Consider the following 21,506-nt stretch of genomic DNA (forward strand, 5'->3'; position numbering starts at 1 on the left):
GGCCGACGGCGAGCACGAGCACGCCGCTTGCATCGGGATCAAGTGTCCCCCAGTGTCCAATCGGCACGCCGCCGAGCAGATGGCGCACCCACGAGCCGAATGCCGTCGAGGTCGGCCCGGGCGGCTTGAAGGCGTTGAGGAAGCCGAACGGTTCGGGGGGCGTCATTAGTCCGAGCTTCGCTCGGAACGCTACATACCCCCGGGGCTAAAGCCCCGGCACTACATTTAAGTTAATCCGACCTTCGGTCGGATCGCTACATACGTTGGGTCGGAACGGTGCAGATCTCCGGGGCTAAAGCCCCGGCACTACATTCATTTCTTTGCGGATGGCGGAGAGGGCCGTCTGCACCGCGGCTTCCTTTGGACCTGCGACCGGGGCGCCCGCTGCGCGGAAGTGCCCGCCTCCGCCGAGCGCTTTGGCGACGTTCATCACGTTGAAGCGCCCGCGCGAGCGCATGCTGACGCGGAAACTGCCGTCCTCCGCTTCCTTGAACAGCGCGGAGACTTCGCACTTGTCGACGGCGCGCAACGCGCCGACCACATCCTCAAGGTCATCGTGCGTCGCGCCGTGCTCCTCAAGCATTTTTTGAGTGACGACGGTGTAGCAGATGCCGTCGGGCGTCAGCACGGCCGTCTGCAGCGCGAGCCCGAGCAGTTGTTGGCCGCCGAAGGGCCGTGTTTGGTAAAGCTGTTCGGTGATGCGATCCTTGTCGGCGCCGGCGTCCATGAGCGCGGCGCCGATGCGCATGGTGTCAGGCGTCGCGTTGCTATACATGAAGCAGCCCGTATCCGATAAGACGGCGCTGAGCAGGCACGAAGCGATGTCCGGCGTGACCTCGATCTTCAGCCCGGCGATGAGGTGCAGCACGAGCACGCCCGTTGCCGCTTCGGTGTCGCGCACGTAGTTCCAACGACCGAAGTGGGTGTTGCTCAGGTGGTGGTCGATATTGACGATGCGTTCCTGAGGTACCCACGCGAGCGCCTCGCCCGCGCGCTTCTGATCGCTCATGTCGAAGAAGATGAACACCGCGTCGTCACTCACGCCCTCGAACGTGCGCTGCGTCAGCCCCGATTCAGGCAGGAAACGAAGGTTCGGGGGAACGTCGTCGTCGAGAAAATAGACGACGCGTTTGTTCATGCGCTTGAGCGCTAAGCCGAGCGCGAAGCCACTGGCCAGCACGTCGCAGTCCGGGTTCTCGTGCGCGCACATGACGAATTGGTCGTGATCGCGCAAGCAATCGAGCACATCAGTCGCGACGGCCGGATCGACGGGCAGCGTGCGACCGTTACTCTTTGCCGCTTGCACGAGCTTCATCTTTTCGCTTCACCTCATCGATCAACGTGCTCATCTTCACGCCGCGTGCAATCGAGTCGTCGCGCACGAAGGTCAGCGTGGGCGTGCGCCGCATGCGCAAGCGCTTCGCGAGCTCCATGCTAAGAAACCCGGCCGCCGACGTCAAGCCGCGCATGGTCTGGCCCGCTTCGCGTGCCTCGCCCATGGGACTTGCGAACACACGCGCGCTGCGCAAGTCCGGGCTCACCGAACACCCGGTGATGGTGACGAAGCCGACCCGCGGATCTTTCAATTCTTTCAGCAACAGCTCGCTGAGCTCGCGCATGATCTCATGCTCGACCTGCTCGAGCCGCTGGCTTTTGGCTCCGGGCCCTGGCGTCAAGCTACTGTATCCCACACAAATGTTTGCTGTCTAGTCCTGGGCGACGTCTTCATCGTCCTCGAGCCAGGCGCGCGCCTTTTCGTCGCGGGCGATCGAGATCGCCCAAGTTCGGATCGCCTCGGCTCGGTCGGCGTCGCCGCATTCGTTCAGCGTGTCCACCAGCTGCGACGCCGCGGCCGCCCACTGCTCGTCCGGGTCGTCCACCCCGAGCAGCACCGACGCCGCGAGGTGCGCGACCGCGTTGGGCCAGCGTCGCAAGGTTGCGAGCGCAGCGCCGATGTCGCCATGCAGACCTGCCGCGCTTGGAAAGCGTTCAAGACCCTGGCGGAGTAGATGCTCCTCGCGCTCGTCGTTGCCCAGCTCCAAACACAGCGACGCCATCAATTGGACGCCGTCGGGCGACAGCTCGCCTGCGGCCTCGACCGGCTCGAGCAATTCCAGAGCGCGGCGCAGCTCGGTGCGCTGGGTAGGCGTCCAAGGTTCGTCGGCGTCTCCGTGCGCGACGATGACGTTGAAGTAGATCTCGTGGGCTTGTTCGACGACGTCGTTATCGCTCATCATTTCACCGAGAGTTTCCGAGCTTCGCTCGGAACGCTACAGAGGTTTTGCGTTAGGCTGGGGCGGCGACTTGCTCCATCGCGAAGGCCTCGATGACGTCGCCTTCCTTGATATCGTTGAAGTTCTCGATCGCCATGCCGCACTCGTAACCCTCCGCAACCTCGCGCGCGTCGTCTTTGAAGCGCTTGAGCGAGGCCAGCTTGCCCTCGTAGATCTGCACGCTGTCGCGCAGCACCCGGACGCCTGCGTCGCGAGTGATCTTGCCGCTCTTGACATAGCAACCGGCAATCGTGCCGACCTTGCCCACCTTGAATATCTTGCGCACTTCCGCCTGACCAAGCACGACCTCGCGCACTTGCGGCTTGAGCATGCCGGCGATGGCCGCTTTGACGTCGTCGATCGCGTTGTAGATGACGTCGTAGAGCCGCACGTCGACGCCCTCGGTCTCAGCCTTGCGCGAAATCGCCGCGTCCGGCCGGATGTTGAAGCCGATGATGATCGCAGCCGACGCGCTTGCCAACATGACGTCGGCTTCGTTGATGCCGCCGACGCCGGCGTGGAGGACGCGCGTGCGCACTTCTTCATTGGCGAGGCCGTCGAGCTGCGTGCGCAGCGCTTCGACCGAACCCTGCGCATCCGCCCGGATGATGAGGTTGAGCTCTTTGATGCCGCCCTCTTTGGCCTGCGCGAGGAATCCGTCGAGCGTCACCGTGCGGCGCGTCGTCGCCATACGCTGCTCGCGCTTGCGCTGCGAGCGCTTGGCGGCGAGTTCGCGCGCATCGCGCTCGTCGGAGACGACTTCGAGCACGTCGCCGGCGGCGGGGACGTCGGAAAGACCCATGATTTCGGCCGGAATCGACGGCCCGGCGCGTTTGATCGGCTCCAGTTTGTCGTCGAAGAGCGCGCGCACGCGTCCCCAGGTCGAGCCGACGACGATGATGTCGCCCGCGCGCAGCGTGCCGTTCTTGACGAGCGCGGTGGCGACGGGGCCGCGCGAGCGATCCAGCCGCGCTTCGATTATCACGCCTTGCGCGCGGCGATTCTTGTTGGCGCGCAGCTCGAGCAGGTCGGCGTTGAGCAGCACCATCTCGAGCAGCTCGTCGATGCCGGTCTTCTGCTTGGCCGACACCGGAATGAATTGCGTCTGGCCGCCCCAATCTTCGGGCTGCAGGCCGAGTTCCGAAAGCTGCTGCTTGACCCGATCGGCGTTGGCGTCGGGCCTATCCATCTTATTGATGGCGACGACGATCGGCACGCCGGCCGCCTTGGCGTGGTTCATCGCTTCAATGGTTTGCGGCATCACGCCGTCGTCGGCCGCCACGACCAGGATCGCGACGTCGGTCACCTTTGCGCCGCGCGCGCGCATCTCCGTGAACGCTTCGTGACCCGGCGTATCGATGAACGTCACTTTGCGATCGCCGTACTCCACGGTGTACGCGCCGATGCGCTGCGTGATTCCGCCTGCTTCTCCGGCGGCTACCTTGGTGGAGCGAATGGCGTCGAGCAGCGACGTCTTGCCGTGGTCGACGTGACCAAGCACGGTGACGACCGGCGGGCGCGGCGTGAGCGAACCGGCCGGATCCGACTCCACGACGATTTCCGGCAGCGCTTCCTCGCCGACTTCCTTGACGATGAGATTGAAACCGAATTTGCGCGCGACCTGGGAGGCGACGTCGGGCGCGATGTGCTGATTGATGGTCGCCATGATGCCCGTACGGATGAGCTGCGCGATCACCTGGCCGGCCGGTATTTCCATCGCCGCGGCGAGCTGCTGCACGGTGATGAGGTCCGGAATCGGCAGATCTTTGAGAATTTCCGGTTCTGCGACGGGCACGCTGACCTGCGCGGCCTTCGTGCGCGGCTGCGACTTCTTGAGCAGCGCCTCGCGCTCGCGCTCCTTGCGATCGCGCTCGAGCTCCTCGCGCGACTTCTTGCGCGTTCCCGGGGCTGGACCGGCGCTCGGCATCGGTGCGGTGCCCGTGCGACCACCCGGTGCGGGCCGGCCTCCGGCCATGCCCGGCCGGAACGTTCCCGGTCGGCTGACGCCGGGGCGCATGCCGGTTCCCGGACCTGCCGGACGACCCGGCATTCCAGGACGTATGCCTGGGCGCATCGGTGCCGGCGGCGGCGCGGATGCGGCGGGTTTGACGACGGTGGGGATCGGCGCGGCCGGATCAGCCGACGCGGCCGGGATGACTTTCGGATGCGGCGCCGGGCGTGGCGCTTTCTTGTCGCGCGTGGGAACCGGCTTGAGTTTGGCGGTCGGCTCTTCCGGTGCCGGCGGCGCTTCGACCTTCGCAGCTGCAGGCGCGGCCGCTTTGGGCGCGGCGGCGGATTCTTTGGCCTTGGCGGGCGCTTTGGTCGCGGCGGCTCCGTTGCCCGTTGCGACCTTCGGCACGACTTTGACGGTGCGAGCGACTTCCGCGAGATTTCCGGACAGCACGCCTTTGACGATGCGCGCGCGGTGCTCGTCGATGGCGCTCATATGCGTGGACGCGCGGATGCCGACCTTGCCCAGCAGGGCAATGGTCTCTGCGCTGGTGAGGTTCAGCTCTTTTGCGAGCTCGTGTACGCGTACGACTGCCATTTAGATTGTTATTTGGTTTCCTTTTCCGGGGCTAAAGCCCCGGCACTACACCACTGAGCGGGCGCGACGTCCGCTGTCAGCAGGCCCTTATATCGTTTGTTTTTCTTCAAGTGCCCCATGCACTCCGGCGAACACAGGTAAGCGCCCCGGCCGGGCTGCCGTGCCGGCGGGTCGACCAACCAACTGCCGTCATGGGATCGGACGAACCGCAAGAGCCGGTGCTTCTCCGCCCGCGTCCGGCACCCGACGCATTGGCGGAACGGCACGTGGCGGCGGGCGTCGCCGTCACTCTGCAGGTCCACTCTTTTCGGAACCGTCTGCCGCATCCCCCGTCGCGGCGGCCGCCTCGGCCGTATCGCCTTCCACCTCTTCGCCGCCTTCGTCCACGCGCTGCAGTTCCTGCAGCCGGCGGATGAGCGCTTCGTCTTCAGCCAACATCTCCGGCGTGAGTTCGACGCCCGCTTCCTGCGCGGCGACTTCCGCCATCGCGGCGACCTCTTCTTCTTCTTTGGCCTCGTCCACGCGCTGCGATTGCAGCTCCACCCAGCGCTCTTCGTTGTGGATGTCGATGCGCCAACCGGTGAGCCGCGCAGCGAGGCGGACGTTTTGACCTTCTTTGCCGATGGCCAGCGAGAGTTGGTAGTCCGGCACGACCGCTTCGGCCAGATGCTGGCGCTCGTTGAGGTGGACTTGGATCACCTTGGCGGGCTGCAGCGCATTGACGACGTAGGTGGCGGGATCGGCCGCCCACTGGATCACGTCGATCTTCTCGCCGTGCAGCTCGTCGGAGATATTGTTGATGCGCGAACTGCGCGGCCCGAGGCACGCGCCGACCGCGTCGATGTCCTCTTCCTCGGTGTAGACGGAGACTTTGGAGCGCGAGCCGGGTTCGCGCGAGATGTCCTTGATCTCGACCAAGCCCTGCGCCACTTCTGGGATCTCGGTTTCGAACAGCCGGCGCACGACGTTGGGATGCGCGCGCGAGACTACGATCTGCGGTCCCTTGTTGGTGCGACGCGCCTCCATGACGTAGACGCGCACGCGCGTGCCGATGCGATACGATTCGTGCGGCACCTGTTCGGACAGCGGCAGGATCGCCTCGGCCTTGCCGAGGTCGATGAACATGTTGCGCTGTTCGTAGCGCAACACCGTGCCGCTGATCAGGTTGTCGATGCGGTCGTTGTATTCATCGAAGATCATGTCGCGCTCGGCCTCGCGGATGCGCTGCACGATGACCTGTTTGGCGGTCTGTGCGGCGATGCGGCCGAATTCTTTGGGCGTGACCTCGATGTCGAAATTATCGCTGGCCTTGTATTGGGGCCCGGCGTCTGCGAGGCTGATCTCGATCGACGGATCGGCGACTTCGTCGACGACGCTGCGACGCGCGAAGACGCGATACGAGCCGTCGTTGCGATCGATGATGACGACCGGATTGCCGTGCGTCTCGGCCTCGCGCGCGAAGTTCCGCTTGTAGGCGGAGACGAGCGCGGCTTCGAGGGCCTCGATGAGCACTTCAAAGGAAAGGCCGCGATCGCGCTCGAGGTCTTGCAGCGCGGCGATCAGTTCCGGGTTGGCGGTCGCGGGCGCGGCGACGGTCGAGCCGTTCCCGCCGGCGGCAGCCTTCTTGAGCGTTTTGCGAGGAGCCATTTGGTTTGTCGATTTACCTTGACAGAAACGAAAGGAGTGGGCTGTCCCACTCCTCTCGGAGATTACACTCGGTATCCTACCATATGATGGGCCTAAACGCAATATTCAGGGGGTCGGGCCCCGGCACTGCATCACGGCTTCTTTCGGCGCAGGTCGGCGGCCGGCTCGTACACGAGGTGCGCTTTTTTGATCGCTGCGTGCGGAATTTCGACGGTGCCGGCGTAGCGATCGGCGATCGTCACGCTGACCTCGTTCGCGGATTCGATACGCCCGGTGAACTCGACGCGCTTGGCGATGGGCAGCCGTGTGATGATGCGCGCGTCGCGCCCGGCGAAGCGGCGGAAGTGCTCTGGCGTCAGCAGCGGACGATCCAGACCTGCCGACGCGACCTCGATGCGGTAGGAACCGATCGTGGGACCGAGCGCTTCCGCTCGCCGCTCGATGATGCGAGAGACCTGCTCGCAGAGCGTGGTGTCGACGCCGCCATCGCGGTCGATGGTCAGCGCCAATACGTATTCGCCTCGTTCGCGGCGCACGGTCGACTTGAGGATCTCCACGGATTTGAATTCCGCGCCGAAATCGCCGAGCAGCGCTTCGAGTTTTTCTAGCGCGCCGCTATCCTCAGGCGCCTTCATGGGCCCCGCCCTAGGGCTTTGATGGTAGCGCCGCTTTTTTCCAGCGCTGCCCGGACGGCGCGCGCGATCCCCGCCGCGCCCGGCGTGTCGCCGTGAATGCACAGCGTCTGGATGCGCCCGGATTGCGCCAGCTTCAGCGCCTGCTCGGCGGCTTGGACCGGATCGGTGAACACCGCGCCCGCTTTCTCGCGCGCGCGCAGCGATCCGTCCGCCTCGTACGCGCGGTCGCAGAAACCCTCGGCTGCGGTTGGGAGCCCGGCGGCGCGTCCCGCCTCGATCAGCGCCGAGTCTGCCAATCCTACTAAAGTCAGTGTTGCATCGTGGCGTTTGATCGCCGAGGCGATCGCGTCGGCAAGCGCGCGGTCTTTCGCGGCATCGTTATAGAGCGCGCCGTGCGGCTTCACGTGGGCGAGCTTGCCGCCGTTCGCCTCTGCCATCCCCGCGAGCGCCGCGATCTGATACAGCACGATGCGCTCGAGTTCGTCGGGGGCGATGCGCATGCTGCGCCGCCCGAATCCGGCGAGATCCGGGTATGAAGGATGTGCGCCGATGGCGACCCCGCGGCGCAGGGCGGCCTTGACGGTCGCTTCCATCACGGTCGGGTCGCCGGCATGGAAGCCGCACGCGATGTTCGCTGAGGTGACGATATCGAGCAACGTCTCGTCGTCGCCCATGCGCCAAGCGCCGAACGATTCGCCCATGTCGCAGTTGAGATCGATCCGCATGCCGGTCAGGCGCCTTCGAAAAATCCTTGAGCGAGGCTCGCAGCCGCGTCGATGCGCTCGCCGTGCAACCGGCGCATCGTAAGAGCAAGGGCGTGCGCCGCGTCGACCAGCGTCACGACCTCGAAGCGCACGATGTCGCCGGGACGCAATTGGCCCGCTCGCGGCAGATCGGCCGTGATGACGCCAAGCGCGTAGGCGTACCCGCCCGTGGTCTGATGTTCTGCGAGCAACACCACGGGCAAGCCGTCGCTCGTCACTTGCACGCAGCCCGCGCACGCACCCGCCGATGGGATATCGGTCGCACCGTCGAGCGTCAGCGGCTCGCCTTCGAGCCGGATGCCCTGGCGCGTGGAACGGCTCGACACGGTGAAGGAGTGCTCGGTCAGCTGCTGGAGCGCGTTCGTTCCGATACGTTTTGCGTGCGGACCCGCAATCGCTCGCAAGACGGTCGGCGAGGTCCAGTGCGGGATGCATTCCTCGGGGAAGGGGTCGGTTGTTGCGCGGTTAGGTTGGGGGGTAACGGCGAGCGTGTCGCCGGCGCGCAACGGCCGCCCTTCGAAGCCGCCGAAGCCTGCGCCTAGGTCCGTGCTGGCGCTGCCGAGCATCGGAGGCACGGCGAAACCGCCGGCGATGGCAACGTATGAGCGCAGTCCGCGGCGCGCCGCGCCGATCGTGATCTGGGCGCCTTTGGATACTTCGTGCGCTTGCCAGAGCGCCGCCTCGCCGCCGTCGATCTGCAGCGCTCCGTTGGCGCCGGTGACCGCGATCAGTCCACCTGACTCCGCCGCGAGTTTCATACTGCTCAGCGTCGCCTCGATGACGGCGGCACATTCGTCGTTGCCGACCAGCCGGTTTGCGGCGCGCGCGCTGAACCAATCTGCCACGCCGGAGGGCGAAACGCCTAAACGCGCGCAGCCGCGCCGGCCGCAATCTTGCACGCTGCTAAGCGCACCCGGTTCCACGATGCGCAAGCCCTTCATCGGCGCACCAACTCGGCGCGCGCGTCGGACACTTTTCCGACCGAGGCGAAACGCACGCCATCCCCGGGCAAGAGCAGCGTTGCGGGATCGTGCGCAGGATCGAACAATTTCGCGGAGGTCAGCCCCAGCAGACGCCAGCCGCCGGGCGACACGCGCGGATAGATGCCGCATTGCAAGGCGGCGATCGCCACCGAGCCCTGCGGCACGCGGTCGCGCGGCGTGGGCAGCCGCGGTGCCGCTAAGGCTTGAGGCAGCCCTATGAGATACGGGAAGCCCGCGAGAAATCCGAGGAACGCGACCTCGTACTCGGCGCGGCAAAACTGGTCGACATACTTTTTGGCGCTGAGTCCGCACTCGCGCGCGGTTCGTTCGAGATCTTCGCCATGCTCGTCGCCGAAGCGCACGCCGATGCGAAATCGGCGCGGGGTTTGGTCGTGGACCTCAGCCTGCTCTTCTGCTGCACCGCGCAACACCGCCATGACGTAGGCCATCGGCGTGGCAAGTGGATCGAAGCGCACGAGCACCGAGGCGTAAGCAGGCACGACATCGAGGGCGGGGCCGGGGAGGCGTGCTCGCACACGAGCAGCGATGCTGCGTGCGCGGCGAACGGTGGCGGCATCGGGTTGCTCGGCGTCCAGCAGGGCGATGAGCGCACCGTCACCGACGGGCTGGATATCGAATCGGTCCCGCAATAAACTCACTCCCAGCGCGTCTGGCGTGACACGTAATATGCGAGCGCATCTTTTCTGGTCAGGGCTACGGCGATCCATACGCAAACGAGTATCCAGGTGGTGGACAACATCGATACCCAGAGCAAGAACTTTGGCGGCAACTGGAGTGGCCCGGAAACCGCCAATGTGAAAACCTGCCCTACAAACACGGCAGCGGCGAGGACGATCGCCGCTATCACAGCGACTTTGCGTAGTCGTGGATTGAACCGGAGCAAGCCGAGGCCCACGTATACGATCGTGGCTCCAACCAGATTCAGCCGGAGCGCAAAACCCTCCCACCCAACCGTGAAAGTGAGGCCGGGCAACCCGGTGAGAGTTTCAAGGCCGAAAGCGGCGCTAACCAAGCCAACTGCTCCTATTCCTATAAAATTCCATGCCGCAAGCCTATGAGCCACGACGGGGTCCTCAGGAAAGAGTCGCCGCATCTGCTCTACGCTAGAGTTAGCCGAGCTGTAGCTACTACCCCCGGGCGGCGCGACCTGAAGGTCGCGCTCCACACGAGGAGTCAGCGGGATCTGAAGATCCCGCTCCACACAGCAACTCCGGGGCTAAAGCCCCGGCACTACATCCGAGCTTCGCTCGGAACGCTACATTTTCCGGGGATAAAGCCCCGGCACTACATATACGGGGGTAAAGGTCCGTGGCTACGTTCAAGCCTATTAGTAACGAGATGGCCACCAAGCTTCACTTTTCCCCGCGTCCGAATCGCGCTGCGGAGATCCGCTGGCGAGATTGGGACAGCGCCGCATTTGACGAAGCGACCGCGCAAGGCAAGCCGGTATTGCTGGCGATATCGGCGGTGTGGTGCCATTGGTGCCACGTGATGGATGAGACGACCTACTCCGACCCCGGCGTCATTGAACTCGTCAACGAGCGCTTCGTGCCCATCCGGGTGGACAACGATCAGCGACCCGACGTCAACACGCGCTACAACATGGGCGGCTGGCCGACCACAGTCGTGCTGACGGGCGAGGGCGAGATCCTCAAAGGCGGCACGTACATCCCGCCGGAGGCGATGCGCGGCTTCCTCGAACAGGTTTCGAAGATCTACGCGGAGCCCGCCAACCGCTTGGACATGGCGCAGCGCATCCGCGACCTCAAAGCCAAGCGTTCGGAGGTTCGACCGCAGCCCAAGGGCGAGTTGTCGCTCGAGCCCGTGCAATACGTAGCGGCGGCGCTTTCGGAGGCGTTCGATGACGACTTCGGCGGCTTCGGAACTGAACCGAAGTTCCCGCAAGTCGAAACGCTGCATTTCCTGCTCGATTATTGGACCCGCAGCAGGGACGGCCGCGCGCAGACCATGGTCCAAATGACGCTGCGCGGCATGGCGGGCGGCGGCATGTACGACCACGTTGAGGGCGCCTTCTTCCGCTATTCCACGACGCGCGATTTCAGCGTTCCGCATTTCGAAAAGATGCTCGAGGACCTTGCGGGGCTGATGTTGGCATGCGCGCGCGCGGGCGCGCTTTTCGGCGACGTCAGTCTCAGCAAGGTGGCCGTGGACTGCAGACGCTACCTGGACGCGACCCTGTGGAACGCCGAGCACGGCGCGTACGGCGGGAGTCAGGATGCCGACGAGGCTTACTACGCGCTCGACGCCGAGGCACGCAAGGCGAAGACCCGGCCGTACGTCGATCCCATCATTTACACATCGTGGAATGCCGAGATGGCCCGAGCGCTCATCTTGAGCGGGCCGCTGCTGGGCAACGTCGGTGTCGATGCGCGCGAATGGATCGAGCGCGGCGTGTCCTTGCTGGAGATGCTGTGGTCGAAGTCACATGCCGACGGCCTGATGGTGCGCTATTACGACGGCGCGGCGCACCTGCGGGGTCTGTTGGGCGATCAGGCGTGGAGCATGAATGCGGCGTTGGCGGCATTTTCGGCCACGGGCGAGCTCGTTTGGCTGGACCGCGCGCTGTCACTGCTCGAAGCGACCCGCGCGCTATATGATGAAGAGCTCGGCGGCTACCTGGACCGCTTGCCGGACCCGCAAGAGCCAGGCCGCGTCTCGGAACGGGTCACTCCGCTGGTTGAAAACTCGTTGATGGCGCGGGCCTTGTTGGACTGCGCGGCCTTGAACGGCGAGGGCCGCTTCGAAGAACGCGCGCGTGCGGTGCTTGCTCGCTTCATCTCGACGTACAAGCGCATGGGAGTCTTCGCTGCGGGCTTCGCGTCGGCCGTGCTGCACGCGCTCGAGCCGCCGATCGACGTGAAGATCGCCGGCAGCGCCGATGCGGTGCGCCCGCTGCGCGACGCTGCGCTTCGCGTGGCGGCGCCCGCTGTGCGGGTCAACACGGTAGAGGCTCGCGATGCGGAACGTCTCGCGAAGCTGGACGTTGCATCGAGCGACGGGCCGCTAGCCCTCCTTTGTCGCGGCACCACCTGCTTTGCGAAAATCGAGTCGGTGGACGAATTGCTGCCCGCGCTGTCACACGCGCGATGATGTCCCACGAAAAAAAATATTTTCTTTCGAGGTGACGAGGAAAAGCGAACTCGTGTGACCGAAGTCCGCCGACTCGAATTACAAGCGTTGATGCGTTGCACTGCAATGCGCACGCTCTTGATGGTTCTTCGATCAGCACAGAGATCGAGAAAAATTTTTGAGCCCGGAGGCGACACGCGTGCTTCAAGAATTGCGAATCGATGTTGACGTCAATGATATTCGCTGCGCAGTCCGCGAGCGATTGCGCGAATACGATGACGGCGGACGCGAGGCGCGCACAAAACAGGAACGCTGCGACCACGCCTGGCGCGTCGTGCAAAATTTACTCGCCGAGGAACTGGCTCAGCTCAATGAAGGGCTAGCCGCGGACGCCCAGATCCAGGAAAAAGACCGCCTGGCACTGCCGGACGGCGGCCAGGCAATCGATATCATCTACCGCGATCAGAAGTTCTCGATCGTGCGTCCCAAGGACCGGCGCACTGTGTCGCTCGTGGACGCGTCCGCGGGACACCTGCCCATTGAAAACCTCGGGAGCAAGCTGTTCGTGGCCGGTGAGCCGATCGCGTCGGGACTTCTGCGCGCCATCACTCGGCTGGTCGAGCGCGCCACCGCGGGCGTGAACAGCCGGACGCAGGGCGAGGCGCCATACATGGCGATCGAGCTGCCCTCTACCAGCGCTTCCAAAGTGGAAGCTGCGCTGAATCTCGCGCATGAAAACGGCTATCGGTTCTTGGAATCCTATCGCGGGCAGCAGAAAAACCGCCGGCTATTCGTCTTCGAGCGAGTTTGAAAAAATCCGGGGCTAAAGCCCCGGCACTACATTTAGTCGTAGTTGGGATTAAGAGCTCTTCGGGGTGACGTTCTTCATGGCCGCCGGATCCGGCATGCGCTGCACGGGGGCGTTGCCGCCGCTCAATTCATCGACGATCGCGCGCGGGCTCAGCCAGACGAAGACGTTGACGAGCAGCATGAGCAGCGCGATGTCGTCGAGCGGGCCGATGATGGGGATGTCGCTGAGCAGGTCCAGCGGGGAGACGATGAAGAGGGCGGCCGCCGCGGTGGCGAGCTTGAGCCCTCCCGACACGCGGTGGTCCATGAAGAGCCGCCATGAAAGCGACAGCAATTTCGGGAGTTGCAGCGCGTGACGAGCGACTTGTGCGACACTGGCCCAGCTCATATAACTCCTGATACCGTTGAGTAGGTACTCGAGTTTCACCTGGTGTAGGCAACGCCGGTGACCAGGTACGACGCGATTGTCATCGGCGGCGGCCATAACGGGCTTGTGACCGCTTGTTATCTCGCTCGGGCGAACTGGAAAGTGCTCGTGCTGGAGCGCCGTTACATCGTCGGCGGCGCATGCGTTTCCGAAGAGACGTTCAAAGGCTACAAAGTCTCGACCGCCGCGTACGTCAACAGTCTTTTCCGCCCCGAGATCGTCCGTGACTTGCGCTTGGCCGGCTACGGTTTTGAACTCGTCGAGCGCAATCCGTCGTCGTTCACGCCGTTTCCGGATGGACGCTACTTGCTGCTTGGTCCCGACAAAGAGATGAGCCTGCGCGAGATCGCCAAGTTCAGCCGCAAAGACGCCGAGAATTATCCAAAATACGAAGCGATGCTCGAGCGCGTGGCCTCGGTGGTTGAGCCGACGCTGACGCAGACGCCGCCCAATGTCGCGCATCCCGGGCTTGGCGATCTCTTGAGCATGGCGCCGCTGGGCCGAGCGCTGCAAAAACTCGGGCCCCGCATGGGCGAAGCCATCGAAGTACTGACCGGGCCGGCCCGCGCCATCCTCGATCGCTGGTTTGAAGCCGAGCAGTTGAAGGCCGTGCTCGCGACGGACGCGATCATCGGCGCGTTCGCGTCGCCCTCCATGCCGGGCACCGCGTACGTGCTCTTCCATCACGTCATGGGCCAGACCAACGGCAAGCGCGGCGTGTGGGCGTACGTCAAGGGCGGCATGGGCGGGTTGACCCAAGCGCTGGCCAAAGCTGCGACGGATCTCGGGGTGGAGATCCGCACCGATGCTGAAGTGGCCAAGATCCTGACCAAAAACGGCGCCGTGAGCGGCGTCGCCTTGAGCAACGGCGACGAGTTTCATGCGCGACGGGTGGCGAGCAACGTCGATTGCCACGTCACCTTCATGAGGCTGCTCGATCCTGCGACCTTGCCGCCCGATTTTCGCGCCGCGATCGAGCGCATCAACTACGACAGCGCTTCGTTGAAGATCAACGTCGCGCTCGCGAGCTTGCCGAATTTCACCGCGTGCCCGGGTGCGAGCGCCGGGCCGCAACATCGCGGCACCGTTCACCTGGTCCCGGATCAGGATTTCATCGAGCGCGGTTACGACGACGCCAAGTATGGCATGCCTTCGAAGGAGCCGATCATCGAATGCACGATCCCGTCATCGGTCGACCCGACGGTGGCCCCGCCCGGGCGGCATGTGATGTCCATGTTCGTGCAATACGCGCCGTACAAGCTCCGAGAGGGCCATTGGGATGACATCAAGGACGCGTTTGCGGACCGCTGTTTCGATCTGATCGAGCGCTACGCACCGGGTTTCAAAAACTCGATTCTCGAGCGGCAGGTTTTGAGCCCGCTGGACCTCGAGCGCATGTTCAATCTGACGGGCGGCAATATTTTCCAAGGCTCGATGTCGCTGCATCAGCTCTTCATGTTCCGGCCGGTGCCCGGCTGGGCCGGCTACCGCATGCCGGTGCGCGGCCTATACCTGTGCGGCGCGGCCGCCCACCCGGGCGGCGGGGTCATGGGGGCTTCGGGCTGGAACGCCGCGCGCGCGATGTTGCGCGGCTAGCATCGAGTTGCGACAAAAACGTTTCTAACGCCGTTCTCATGGAGGGCGCTGGGCTAAAACGTTCTTCCGGCGAACACGACCTTGCCAGACTAAAGTCTGGCATACCACATCCGGGGCTAAAGCCCCGGCACTTCAAACCCAGCATGCCACATCCGGGACTAAAGCCCCGGCACTACAGATCCAGCCCTACAGGGGGGACTGCATGCCAGTCAACATTCTAACGGGTACCGGCAACGAGTACCGGCCTGAAGGCGACATCGATGTCCGCCTCGCCCTGGCGCCGTATCAGGGACCCTGGAATGCGCGCCTGGCCGCGCATCTGCTGCGCCGCGCGGGCTTTGGCGGCACGCCGGAGGAGATCGCCACGGCGGCCGACGCCGGCATGCACCTTTCGGTGAACAAGCTGCTCGCGATTTTCCCCGAGTCGCTGCCCGAGCGGCCACAGGCCGATCTATCCTTCGGCCCCTTGACCACACCGCAGCAGCGCATCGCGGCGGTGCTAGCCACGCAGCTGTGGTGGCTCAATCGCATGCTCCTCTCGCCTAATCAGCTGCGCGAGAAGATGGTGTACTTCTGGAGCACGCATTTCACGAGCGTGATCTACGACAAAGGCATCACGCCGGACATGATGGTGCAGCAGAACAACCTGTTCCGAACCTATGCGCTCGGCAATTACGACGCGCTCACACACGAGATCGCCAAGGATCCGGCCATGCTGCGATTCTTGGACGGCGCGTTGAATCGCAAGCAGCATCCCAATGAGAATTTCGCGCGCGAACTCATGGAGCTGTTCACCATGGGCATCGGCAACTACACGGAGGAAGACGTGCGCGAGACCGCGCGCGCCTTCACGGGCAACAGCCTCGACCGCAACGGCAAGTTCATTTTCTACCCGACGGTGCACGACGACGGCGTCAAGACCGTGCTCGGCAAGACCGGCACCTTCACCGGCGACGAGGTGATCGACGTCATCATGCGCCATCCCGCGACCGGTCGATACATCGCGCGAAAGTTTCTGCGCGCGTTCGTCTACGACAACCCCGAACCGGCGCTGGTCGAACTGGTTGCGGAGCGTTTCCGCGTGAGCGGCTACGACGCGAAGAGCGTGTTGGACGTGCTGTTGCGCTCCAACGTTTTCTACTCGGGTCGCGCCTATCGGTCTTTGGTCCGCAGTCCTATCGAGTTGGCGATTGCGACGCACCGCATGTTGGGCGCCACGCAGCTCGGTTTGCCGGTGCTGTACTCGGTCGCGGCCATGGGGCAGGCCGTGATGCAGCCGCCCAGCGTCTCGGGCTGGCCGGGCGGCGCGATGTGGCTCAACTCCAACAGCATCTTGCAGCGCCTGAATTTCTTGAATCGCGTGGTGTTCACGCGCCCTCCGAAGACGCCGACGCCTGCTGCCGCCGGCGCTGGTCCGATGATGAGCAGTTCCACCATGATGGGTTCAGGCGCGGCGACCGCAGCGCAGACGTCAATGCCGGATCCGCGCGGCTGGATCGCGGGCGTCAGGCTGGACGATGCCAACGCGGTGGCCGATCGGGTGCTCTCAGCGACGGTGCAAAACGACTACACGCCGCAACAGCGTCAGACGCTCCTGCAATATCTCACCACTGACGGCGTTGGAAATCCCGTCGCGCTCTCGACTGAGAATATCGACGAGAAGGTGCGCGGCGCGATGAGCCTTGCGATGGCCCTGCCCACCTATCAATTGATGTAGGCTTAGCCAGACTAAAGTCTGGCATACCACATCCGGGGCTAAAGCCCCGGCACTACATCCGAGCTTCGCTCGGAACGCTACATTACGAGAATATCGACGAGAAGGTGCGCGGCGCGATGAGCCTCTCGATGGCCCTGCCCACGTATCAATTGATGTAAGCGCCCCCGGGGCTAAAGCCCCGGCACTACATCCGAGCTGCTCGGAACGCTACACCCGAGCTAGCGCTCGGGTCGCTACATTTATTTCCGGGGCTAAAGCCCCGGCACTGCTTTAATCTGGCGGCGGTGGGTTCATTCGGCTCTCACGTGAGAGCGATTTCACGCATGGCTCACACCTACCTCATGATGCGCGGAACTTTTTCGGATTATGCTTGGCGCGTAGTCGGAGTTCGCTCCGACCTCACACGCGCAAAGTCACCGAGAAAGGGTGCATCATGCGAACGCGCTTATGGTTAGCGATTGGGGCAATCATCACGTTGGCGGGCTGCAGCGGCGCAGGCGGGGGACTCGGAGCCGGCAACGGCGCCATACCGCCTGCTCCGACGACGCAGACGCTCTCCCAACAGGAAGTCGCACAGGCTGGCGCCGAGGCGGCTTTCTCTCCCATCGAATCCGGCCAGGAAGACGCCGGTCTCTTCAACGGCGCCTACGGAACCGCGGTCTCCAACAGCATCAAGCCGCTGGCGAGCCTCTCGACTACCGGCTCGTGCAACAATGGCCGGGAGTTCACGGTCACCGTCATCAGCCCGACTCAGACCCAGTACGAGCTGAAGCTCTTCTACGACAACGCGTGCACGGAATTGGCTCGCGATGCCGTGGCGCTCGTGACCAAGGCGTCGAGCTCCAGCGAGACGATCGCCCGGACGGTCACCAACTACAACCTCTCCGGCATCGTGCTCTCCACGCGCAAGACGAACTTCGCGGTCACGGGTTCGCCCGGCAACTTCTCGGCGATCGCCACCGGGTCGCTCTTCATCGGCACGTCGACGAGCCCCGAAGCGCAGTCCGGCCGGCAATTGACGGTCGCGCCGCAGAACTCGACGACCTCCACGATCTCGGGTAATTCCGGCCACATCGAAAACGTCGGGATCCCGAGCATCGACGAGTCGTTCGGTCACAGCGGCGTGCTCCAGAACACGACGGAAACCACGGACGTCAGCGGCAACGTCACCTTCGCGGGGACGCATGTCGGCACGTTCGTCAAGGGTCCGCTCGGCAGCTTGAGTCTGCCTGTCAACCCACCGTTCGCGGTGAGCGGCGGCACGCAGATCGGTCAAGCCACGATCAGCGGCTCGGTCGAGTTCGACTCGAACGATCAACTGATCAACGTGACCCTCAACGGCACGCTGCTCAACGGCAACACGCTTGCGGTGACGACGTCGGGCACGCCGCCCACGATCGCCATCAACGGCGTCATCACGAGCCCCAGCAGCCAGCCGGTGGCGACGTTCACCGTCGACAAATTCGGCAACGGCGTCATCACCTACGCCAATGGTCAGCAAGCGCTGATCGTGGATTGGCACGTGGTGAAATAGACCACTCCGGGGCTAAAGCCCCGGCACTACAATATCCGGGGCTAAAGCCCCGGCACTACAATAGCTAATGCTACGGTGCAAGCGGCCCGGGTATACTGCCCGGGTCGCTTCTTAACTCGATTCTCATGGCCGGTTCAAGTCGCCCTCACGCTGCCCGTCGTATAATGACTTCAATATGAGTGTAGATCCCCTCACCGGCACCGGGGCGGAGTACCGCCCGGCCGGTCCAGCACTTGACATCAATGTGGCCCTTGACGCATACAAGGGTCCTTGGAGCCCCCGGCTCGCCGCACATCTCCTCCGGCGCGCGGGATTTGGGGGCTCTCCATCTGAGATCGCGGCGGCCGGACAAGCCGGCATGGGGCATGCCGTCGATCGCCTCGTGCATTTCGTCCCCGATTCGCTGCCCGCGCAACCGCAAGGCGACATCTCCTACCAGTTCGGCCCGAATGCCGATGTGATGCAGCGCCGCCGCGCGTATGTGCTGACCGGTTTGTGGTGGGTCAACCGCATGCTCCAGACGCCCAATCCGCTGCAAGAGAAAATGGTGTATTTCTGGAGCAACCATTTCACCAGCGGCATCGGCCAAGGCGGCATCTCGCCGCAGATGATGGTCAATCAGAACAATTTGTTCCGAAGCAACGCGCTGGGTGATTACGCGCGTTTAACGCACGAGGTCTCGCGCGACCCAGCGATGTTGCTGTATCTCAACAACAACCAGAACAGGGCACAACTCCCCAACGAGAACTACGCGCGGGAGCTGATGGAGCTCTTCAGCCTGGGCGTCGGCAACTACACCGAGGCGGACATCCGGGAGAGCGCCCGCGCGTTCACCGGCTGGACGGTCAACCGGCGTTTTGGCGAGACGGCCGTCTTCAACCCGCGCTTCCACGACGACGGCAGCAAGACGTTTCTCGGCCGAACCGGCAACTTCACGGGCGACGACATCGTTGATATCATCATGCAGCAACCCGCGACGGCCAAGTACATGGCGCGCAAGTTCGCGCGCGCCTTCATCTACGACGATCCCGAGCCCGAACTGGTCAACGCGCTTGCGGATCGCTTCCGCGCTGCCCGCTACGACGTCGGCGTATTGATGAACGTCATCTTGCGCTCCAACGTCTTCTACTCGGATCGCGCGTATCGCGCGATCGTGAAGACGCCGCTCGAGCTCGTCATCGGCGCGCACAAGTCCCTCGGCGCCACGAGGGTTGAGCCGGCCGCGTTGGCAGCGCTCGATCGCATGGGCCAAACGCCGATGCGCCCGCCGAACGTCGCGGGGTGGCCCGGCGGCGCTTTGTGGGTCAATACGGGCACGCTGCTCATGCGCGTCAACTATCTCAACCAGCTCGCGTTGGCGAAGTCGGCGGCCGCGGCAGCCGGCAACACCGCGATGGGCGATGGCGCGACGATGATGGACGACATGGCCTCGCAACAAGCACTGCGCATGCCGGCGAACGTCGCCGATCCCTCACAATGGGTCTCCGGGGTCAAGATGGACGATCCCGCGGGCCTCACCGACCGCGTGCTGTGGATGACGGTGCAAGGCGATGCCACGCCGCAGCAGCGCCAGACGATCCTGTCCTACGTGCAGACCGACTCGGTCGGCAACAAGGTCTCCCTGTCCATGGAAAATTTCGAAGAGAAGGTGCGCGGTGCGATGAGCCTCGCGTTCGCCTTGCCCGCCTATCAGCTAAGTTAAGGATGCAATGATGTCAAACAGACGGCAATTCATCGTCCAGAGCATCGGCGGGTTCGCCGGGTTCCTCGCGATCGACTCGATCTTTGCCAGGGCAGCGCGCGCTGCTGCGGCGAGCGGCGCGGCCGCCGGTGCGGGGCGCAGCCTTTTGGTGGTCAACCTGCAGGGCGGCAACGACGGTTTGAACACGCTTGTGCCATTCGGCGATCCGCAGTACTATCGCGTGCGGCCGACGATCAACGTCGCGGCCAGCGACGTCGTGAGGCTGGACAGCGAAATCGGTTTGAACCCCAAGCTCGCGCCGTTGAAGCCGCTGTTCGATCAACAACGCATGGCGATATTGCAGGGCGTGCATTACCCGAACCCCAACCTTTCGCATTTCCGCTCGACCGAGATCTGGCAGACGGCCGCTCCCGACAAGTACGTGGACACGGGCTGGGCAGGCCGCTATCTCGATTTTGCGGGCCGGGGCACCGCGCCCAACCTCTTCGCGGGCGTTGCGGTCGGTCCGGTGCTGCCCAAGATCATGGTGGCGGACAAGACCGACGTTCCGACCATCGGCGATCTGCGCGGTTTCCGATTCAACGGCACTCGTGACGAACAGGCCGAAGCGGATAAGATCCTCGGCGGCGACGGTTATAAGTATCCGTTCCAATCACCGTATCTGTCGCTGGTGCAAGACGTGGAGAATCACGCGCATGCGGCCTCGACGCAGTTGCCGCACATGGTCGCCGGCTACAAGCCTGCGATCGAGTATCCGAAGACGCCCTTCGGCCAAGGCTTGAATCTCATCGCCGGGATCATCAACGCCAACGTCGGCACGAAGGTGTTCTACATCAGCCTCGGCAGCTTTGACACGCATGTCGGGCAGCGCGCGGCGCAGGATCGGCTGCTCGATCAGCTCGCGACCGGCATCTCGGCGTTCTATCAGGATCTCGCGGCGCATAAGGTCGACGATCGCGTGCTGACGATGACGTTTTCGGAGTTCGGCCGCCGCGTCGAGGAGAATGCCAACCGCGGCACCGACCACGGCACTGCGGCGCCGATGTTCCTGTTCGGCGGCGGCGTGAAGGGCGGGCTTTACGGAGACCATCCGAGCTTGACCGACCTCGATTACGGCAATTTGAAATGGCACACGGACTTCCGCTCGGTCTACGCGACCGTGCTCGAGCGCTGGCTCGGCGTCGGCTCGCAGCCGGTGCTCGGCTCGCAATTCTCAACAATGAATTTCGTGTAGGGACGGATTCCGGGGCTAAAGCCCCGGCACTACAAGATCACAAAAGGTGTCCGGGCCGACTGCCCCAGTCGGCCCGGGCGCGAGCGCGGGGCAGTTCGCACTGGGGTGTAAGGGGCTCTTCTCACCGCACTGAGATAAGGAGAACTCGAACACCATGGAACGGAAGACCTTTCTCACGTCCGCAGCTGCGATCGGAGCCGCGCTCGCCGGCACTGGCATCGCGGCGGCCGACGTGTTCCCGTCACCAACGCCAACGCCATCCTACTACCATCGCCGGCGCGGCGAATTGGGCAGCGCGCGGGATATCAAGCATGCGCGCATGGCGCTGGAACGGATCATCGATCGTCTCCAGCGCGATCAAGCCGATTATGGAGGCCATCGCGTCGGTGCGCTCAACGACCTGGTGCAGGCGCGCCAGCAGCTCGACCTCGCGTTGCAGTGGGATGCGACGCACCCGAACAGCGCGGTTACGCCAAGACCGCAGTAGGTACGACACGTAGAGCGGGGCCTGAAAAGGTCCCGCTT

The 21,506-nt window shown here is 64.0% G+C and carries 18 protein-coding genes; 8 read left to right on the forward strand and 10 right to left on the reverse strand.

Going from position 1 to position 21,506, the window contains the following annotated elements; translation table 11 throughout:
- Positions 1-292: 292 nt before the first annotated feature.
- From VN934_09745 to pxpB, 9 genes are all read right to left on the reverse strand, one after another.
- Positions 293-1,306: a bifunctional oligoribonuclease/PAP phosphatase NrnA gene (locus VN934_09745; protein HXM19068.1), complete on the reverse strand. Its 1,014-nt coding sequence runs from the start codon at positions 1,304-1,306 to the stop codon at positions 293-295.
- Complete coding sequence (gene rbfA, locus VN934_09750) at positions 1,287-1,676, reverse strand: 30S ribosome-binding factor RbfA (protein ID HXM19069.1); 390 nt, start codon at positions 1,674-1,676, stop codon at positions 1,287-1,289. The genes VN934_09745 and rbfA overlap by 20 nt, the downstream gene beginning before the upstream one ends.
- A 30-nt stretch (positions 1,677-1,706) precedes the next feature.
- Positions 1,707-2,237 (reverse strand): hypothetical protein, encoded by a 531-nt coding sequence (locus VN934_09755; GenBank protein ID HXM19070.1) that lies wholly within the window; start codon positions 2,235-2,237, stop codon positions 1,707-1,709.
- A gap of 49 nt (positions 2,238-2,286) precedes the next feature.
- A complete protein-coding gene (infB, locus tag VN934_09760) occupies positions 2,287-4,821 on the reverse strand; it encodes a translation initiation factor IF-2 (protein ID HXM19071.1) in 2,535 nt (844 codons plus the stop codon).
- Between the two features lie 285 nt (positions 4,822-5,106).
- The gene (gene nusA, locus VN934_09765; GenBank protein HXM19072.1) at positions 5,107-6,468 is read right to left on the reverse strand and encodes a transcription termination factor NusA; all 1,362 of its coding nucleotides are present in this window, start codon (positions 6,466-6,468) and stop codon (positions 5,107-5,109) included.
- A 131-nt stretch (positions 6,469-6,599) separates the two neighbouring features.
- The gene (locus VN934_09770; protein HXM19073.1) at positions 6,600-7,103 is read right to left on the reverse strand and encodes a hypothetical protein; all 504 of its coding nucleotides are present in this window, start codon (positions 7,101-7,103) and stop codon (positions 6,600-6,602) included.
- The gene (locus VN934_09775; GenBank protein ID HXM19074.1) at positions 7,100-7,828 is read right to left on the reverse strand and encodes a 5-oxoprolinase subunit PxpA; all 729 of its coding nucleotides are present in this window, start codon (positions 7,826-7,828) and stop codon (positions 7,100-7,102) included. The genes VN934_09770 and VN934_09775 overlap by 4 nt, the downstream gene beginning before the upstream one ends.
- Positions 7,829-7,833: 5 nt before the next feature.
- On the reverse strand, positions 7,834-8,808 hold the full coding sequence (locus VN934_09780) for a biotin-dependent carboxyltransferase family protein (protein ID HXM19075.1): 975 nt from the start codon (positions 8,806-8,808) through the stop codon (positions 7,834-7,836).
- Positions 8,805-9,500, reverse strand: coding sequence for a 5-oxoprolinase subunit PxpB (pxpB, locus tag VN934_09785; GenBank protein ID HXM19076.1), 696 nt, complete (start codon positions 9,498-9,500; stop codon positions 8,805-8,807). The genes VN934_09780 and pxpB overlap by 4 nt, the downstream gene beginning before the upstream one ends.
- A 709-nt stretch (positions 9,501-10,209) precedes the next feature.
- Between pxpB and VN934_09790 the strand changes: the two genes are divergently transcribed.
- Both VN934_09790 and VN934_09795 read left to right on the forward strand, forming a co-directional pair.
- Positions 10,210-11,982 carry a DUF255 domain-containing protein gene (locus VN934_09790; GenBank protein HXM19077.1) on the forward strand — a complete coding sequence of 591 codons (1,773 nt, stop codon included), beginning with the start codon at positions 10,210-10,212 and terminating at the stop codon, positions 11,980-11,982.
- A gap of 178 nt (positions 11,983-12,160) precedes the next feature.
- A complete protein-coding gene (locus VN934_09795; protein ID HXM19078.1) occupies positions 12,161-12,772 on the forward strand; it encodes a hypothetical protein in 612 nt (203 codons plus the stop codon).
- 48 nt (positions 12,773-12,820) lie between these two features.
- Here the strand turns inward: VN934_09795 and VN934_09800 are convergent, their stop codons facing one another.
- Positions 12,821-13,159: a YkvA family protein gene (locus tag VN934_09800; protein ID HXM19079.1), complete on the reverse strand. Its 339-nt coding sequence runs from the start codon at positions 13,157-13,159 to the stop codon at positions 12,821-12,823.
- Between the two features lie 57 nt (positions 13,160-13,216).
- Between VN934_09800 and VN934_09805 the strand changes: the two genes are divergently transcribed.
- From VN934_09805 to VN934_09830, 6 genes are all read left to right on the forward strand, one after another.
- Complete coding sequence (locus VN934_09805; GenBank protein ID HXM19080.1) at positions 13,217-14,794, forward strand: NAD(P)/FAD-dependent oxidoreductase; 1,578 nt, start codon at positions 13,217-13,219, stop codon at positions 14,792-14,794.
- Positions 14,795-14,996: 202 nt separating this feature from the next.
- Positions 14,997-16,511 carry a DUF1800 domain-containing protein gene (locus VN934_09810; GenBank protein ID HXM19081.1) on the forward strand — a complete coding sequence of 505 codons (1,515 nt, stop codon included), beginning with the start codon at positions 14,997-14,999 and terminating at the stop codon, positions 16,509-16,511.
- Positions 16,512-16,944: 433 nt separating this feature from the next.
- The gene (locus tag VN934_09815; protein ID HXM19082.1) at positions 16,945-18,045 is read left to right on the forward strand and encodes a hypothetical protein; all 1,101 of its coding nucleotides are present in this window, start codon (positions 16,945-16,947) and stop codon (positions 18,043-18,045) included.
- 175 nt (positions 18,046-18,220) lie between these two features.
- Positions 18,221-19,747: a DUF1800 domain-containing protein gene (locus tag VN934_09820; protein HXM19083.1), complete on the forward strand. Its 1,527-nt coding sequence runs from the start codon at positions 18,221-18,223 to the stop codon at positions 19,745-19,747.
- 7 nt (positions 19,748-19,754) lie between these two features.
- Positions 19,755-20,981: a DUF1501 domain-containing protein gene (locus VN934_09825; GenBank protein HXM19084.1), complete on the forward strand. Its 1,227-nt coding sequence runs from the start codon at positions 19,755-19,757 to the stop codon at positions 20,979-20,981.
- 154 nt (positions 20,982-21,135) lie between these two features.
- The gene (locus tag VN934_09830) at positions 21,136-21,468 is read left to right on the forward strand and encodes a hypothetical protein (GenBank protein HXM19085.1); all 333 of its coding nucleotides are present in this window, start codon (positions 21,136-21,138) and stop codon (positions 21,466-21,468) included.
- Positions 21,469-21,506: the final 38 nt, after the last annotated feature.

The sequence above is a fragment of the Candidatus Tumulicola sp. genome (genome assembly GCA_035601835.1).
In the GTDB taxonomy this organism is placed as follows: Bacteria; Vulcanimicrobiota; Vulcanimicrobiia; order Eremiobacterales; family Eremiobacteraceae; genus DATNNM01.

Bases quoted from the DNA above. Each gene is read 5' to 3' on its own strand.
- VN934_09755 (HXM19070.1), bottom strand. From the start codon at position 2,237: ATGATGAGCGATAACGACGTCGTCGAACAAGCCCACGAGATCTACTTC.
- infB (HXM19071.1), bottom strand. From the start codon at position 4,821: ATGGCAGTCGTACGCGTACACGAGCTCGCAAAAGAGCTGAACCTCACC.
- nusA (HXM19072.1), bottom strand. From the start codon at position 6,468: ATGGCTCCTCGCAAAACGCTCAAGAAGGCTGCCGCCGGCGGGAACGGC.
- VN934_09770 (HXM19073.1), bottom strand. From the start codon at position 7,103: ATGAAGGCGCCTGAGGATAGCGGCGCGCTAGAAAAACTCGAAGCGCTG.
- VN934_09775 (HXM19074.1), bottom strand. From the start codon at position 7,828: ATGCGGATCGATCTCAACTGCGACATGGGCGAATCGTTCGGCGCTTGG.
- VN934_09780 (HXM19075.1), bottom strand. From the start codon at position 8,808: ATGAAGGGCTTGCGCATCGTGGAACCGGGTGCGCTTAGCAGCGTGCAA.
- VN934_09790 (HXM19077.1), top strand. From the start codon at position 10,210: ATGGCCACCAAGCTTCACTTTTCCCCGCGTCCGAATCGCGCTGCGGAG.
- VN934_09800 (HXM19079.1), bottom strand. From the start codon at position 13,159: ATGAGCTGGGCCAGTGTCGCACAAGTCGCTCGTCACGCGCTGCAACTC.
- VN934_09810 (HXM19081.1), top strand. From the start codon at position 14,997: ATGCCAGTCAACATTCTAACGGGTACCGGCAACGAGTACCGGCCTGAA.
- VN934_09815 (HXM19082.1), top strand. From the start codon at position 16,945: ATGCGAACGCGCTTATGGTTAGCGATTGGGGCAATCATCACGTTGGCG.
- VN934_09820 (HXM19083.1), top strand. From the start codon at position 18,221: ATGAGTGTAGATCCCCTCACCGGCACCGGGGCGGAGTACCGCCCGGCC.
- VN934_09825 (HXM19084.1), top strand. From the start codon at position 19,755: ATGATGTCAAACAGACGGCAATTCATCGTCCAGAGCATCGGCGGGTTC.
- VN934_09830 (HXM19085.1), top strand. From the start codon at position 21,136: ATGGAACGGAAGACCTTTCTCACGTCCGCAGCTGCGATCGGAGCCGCG.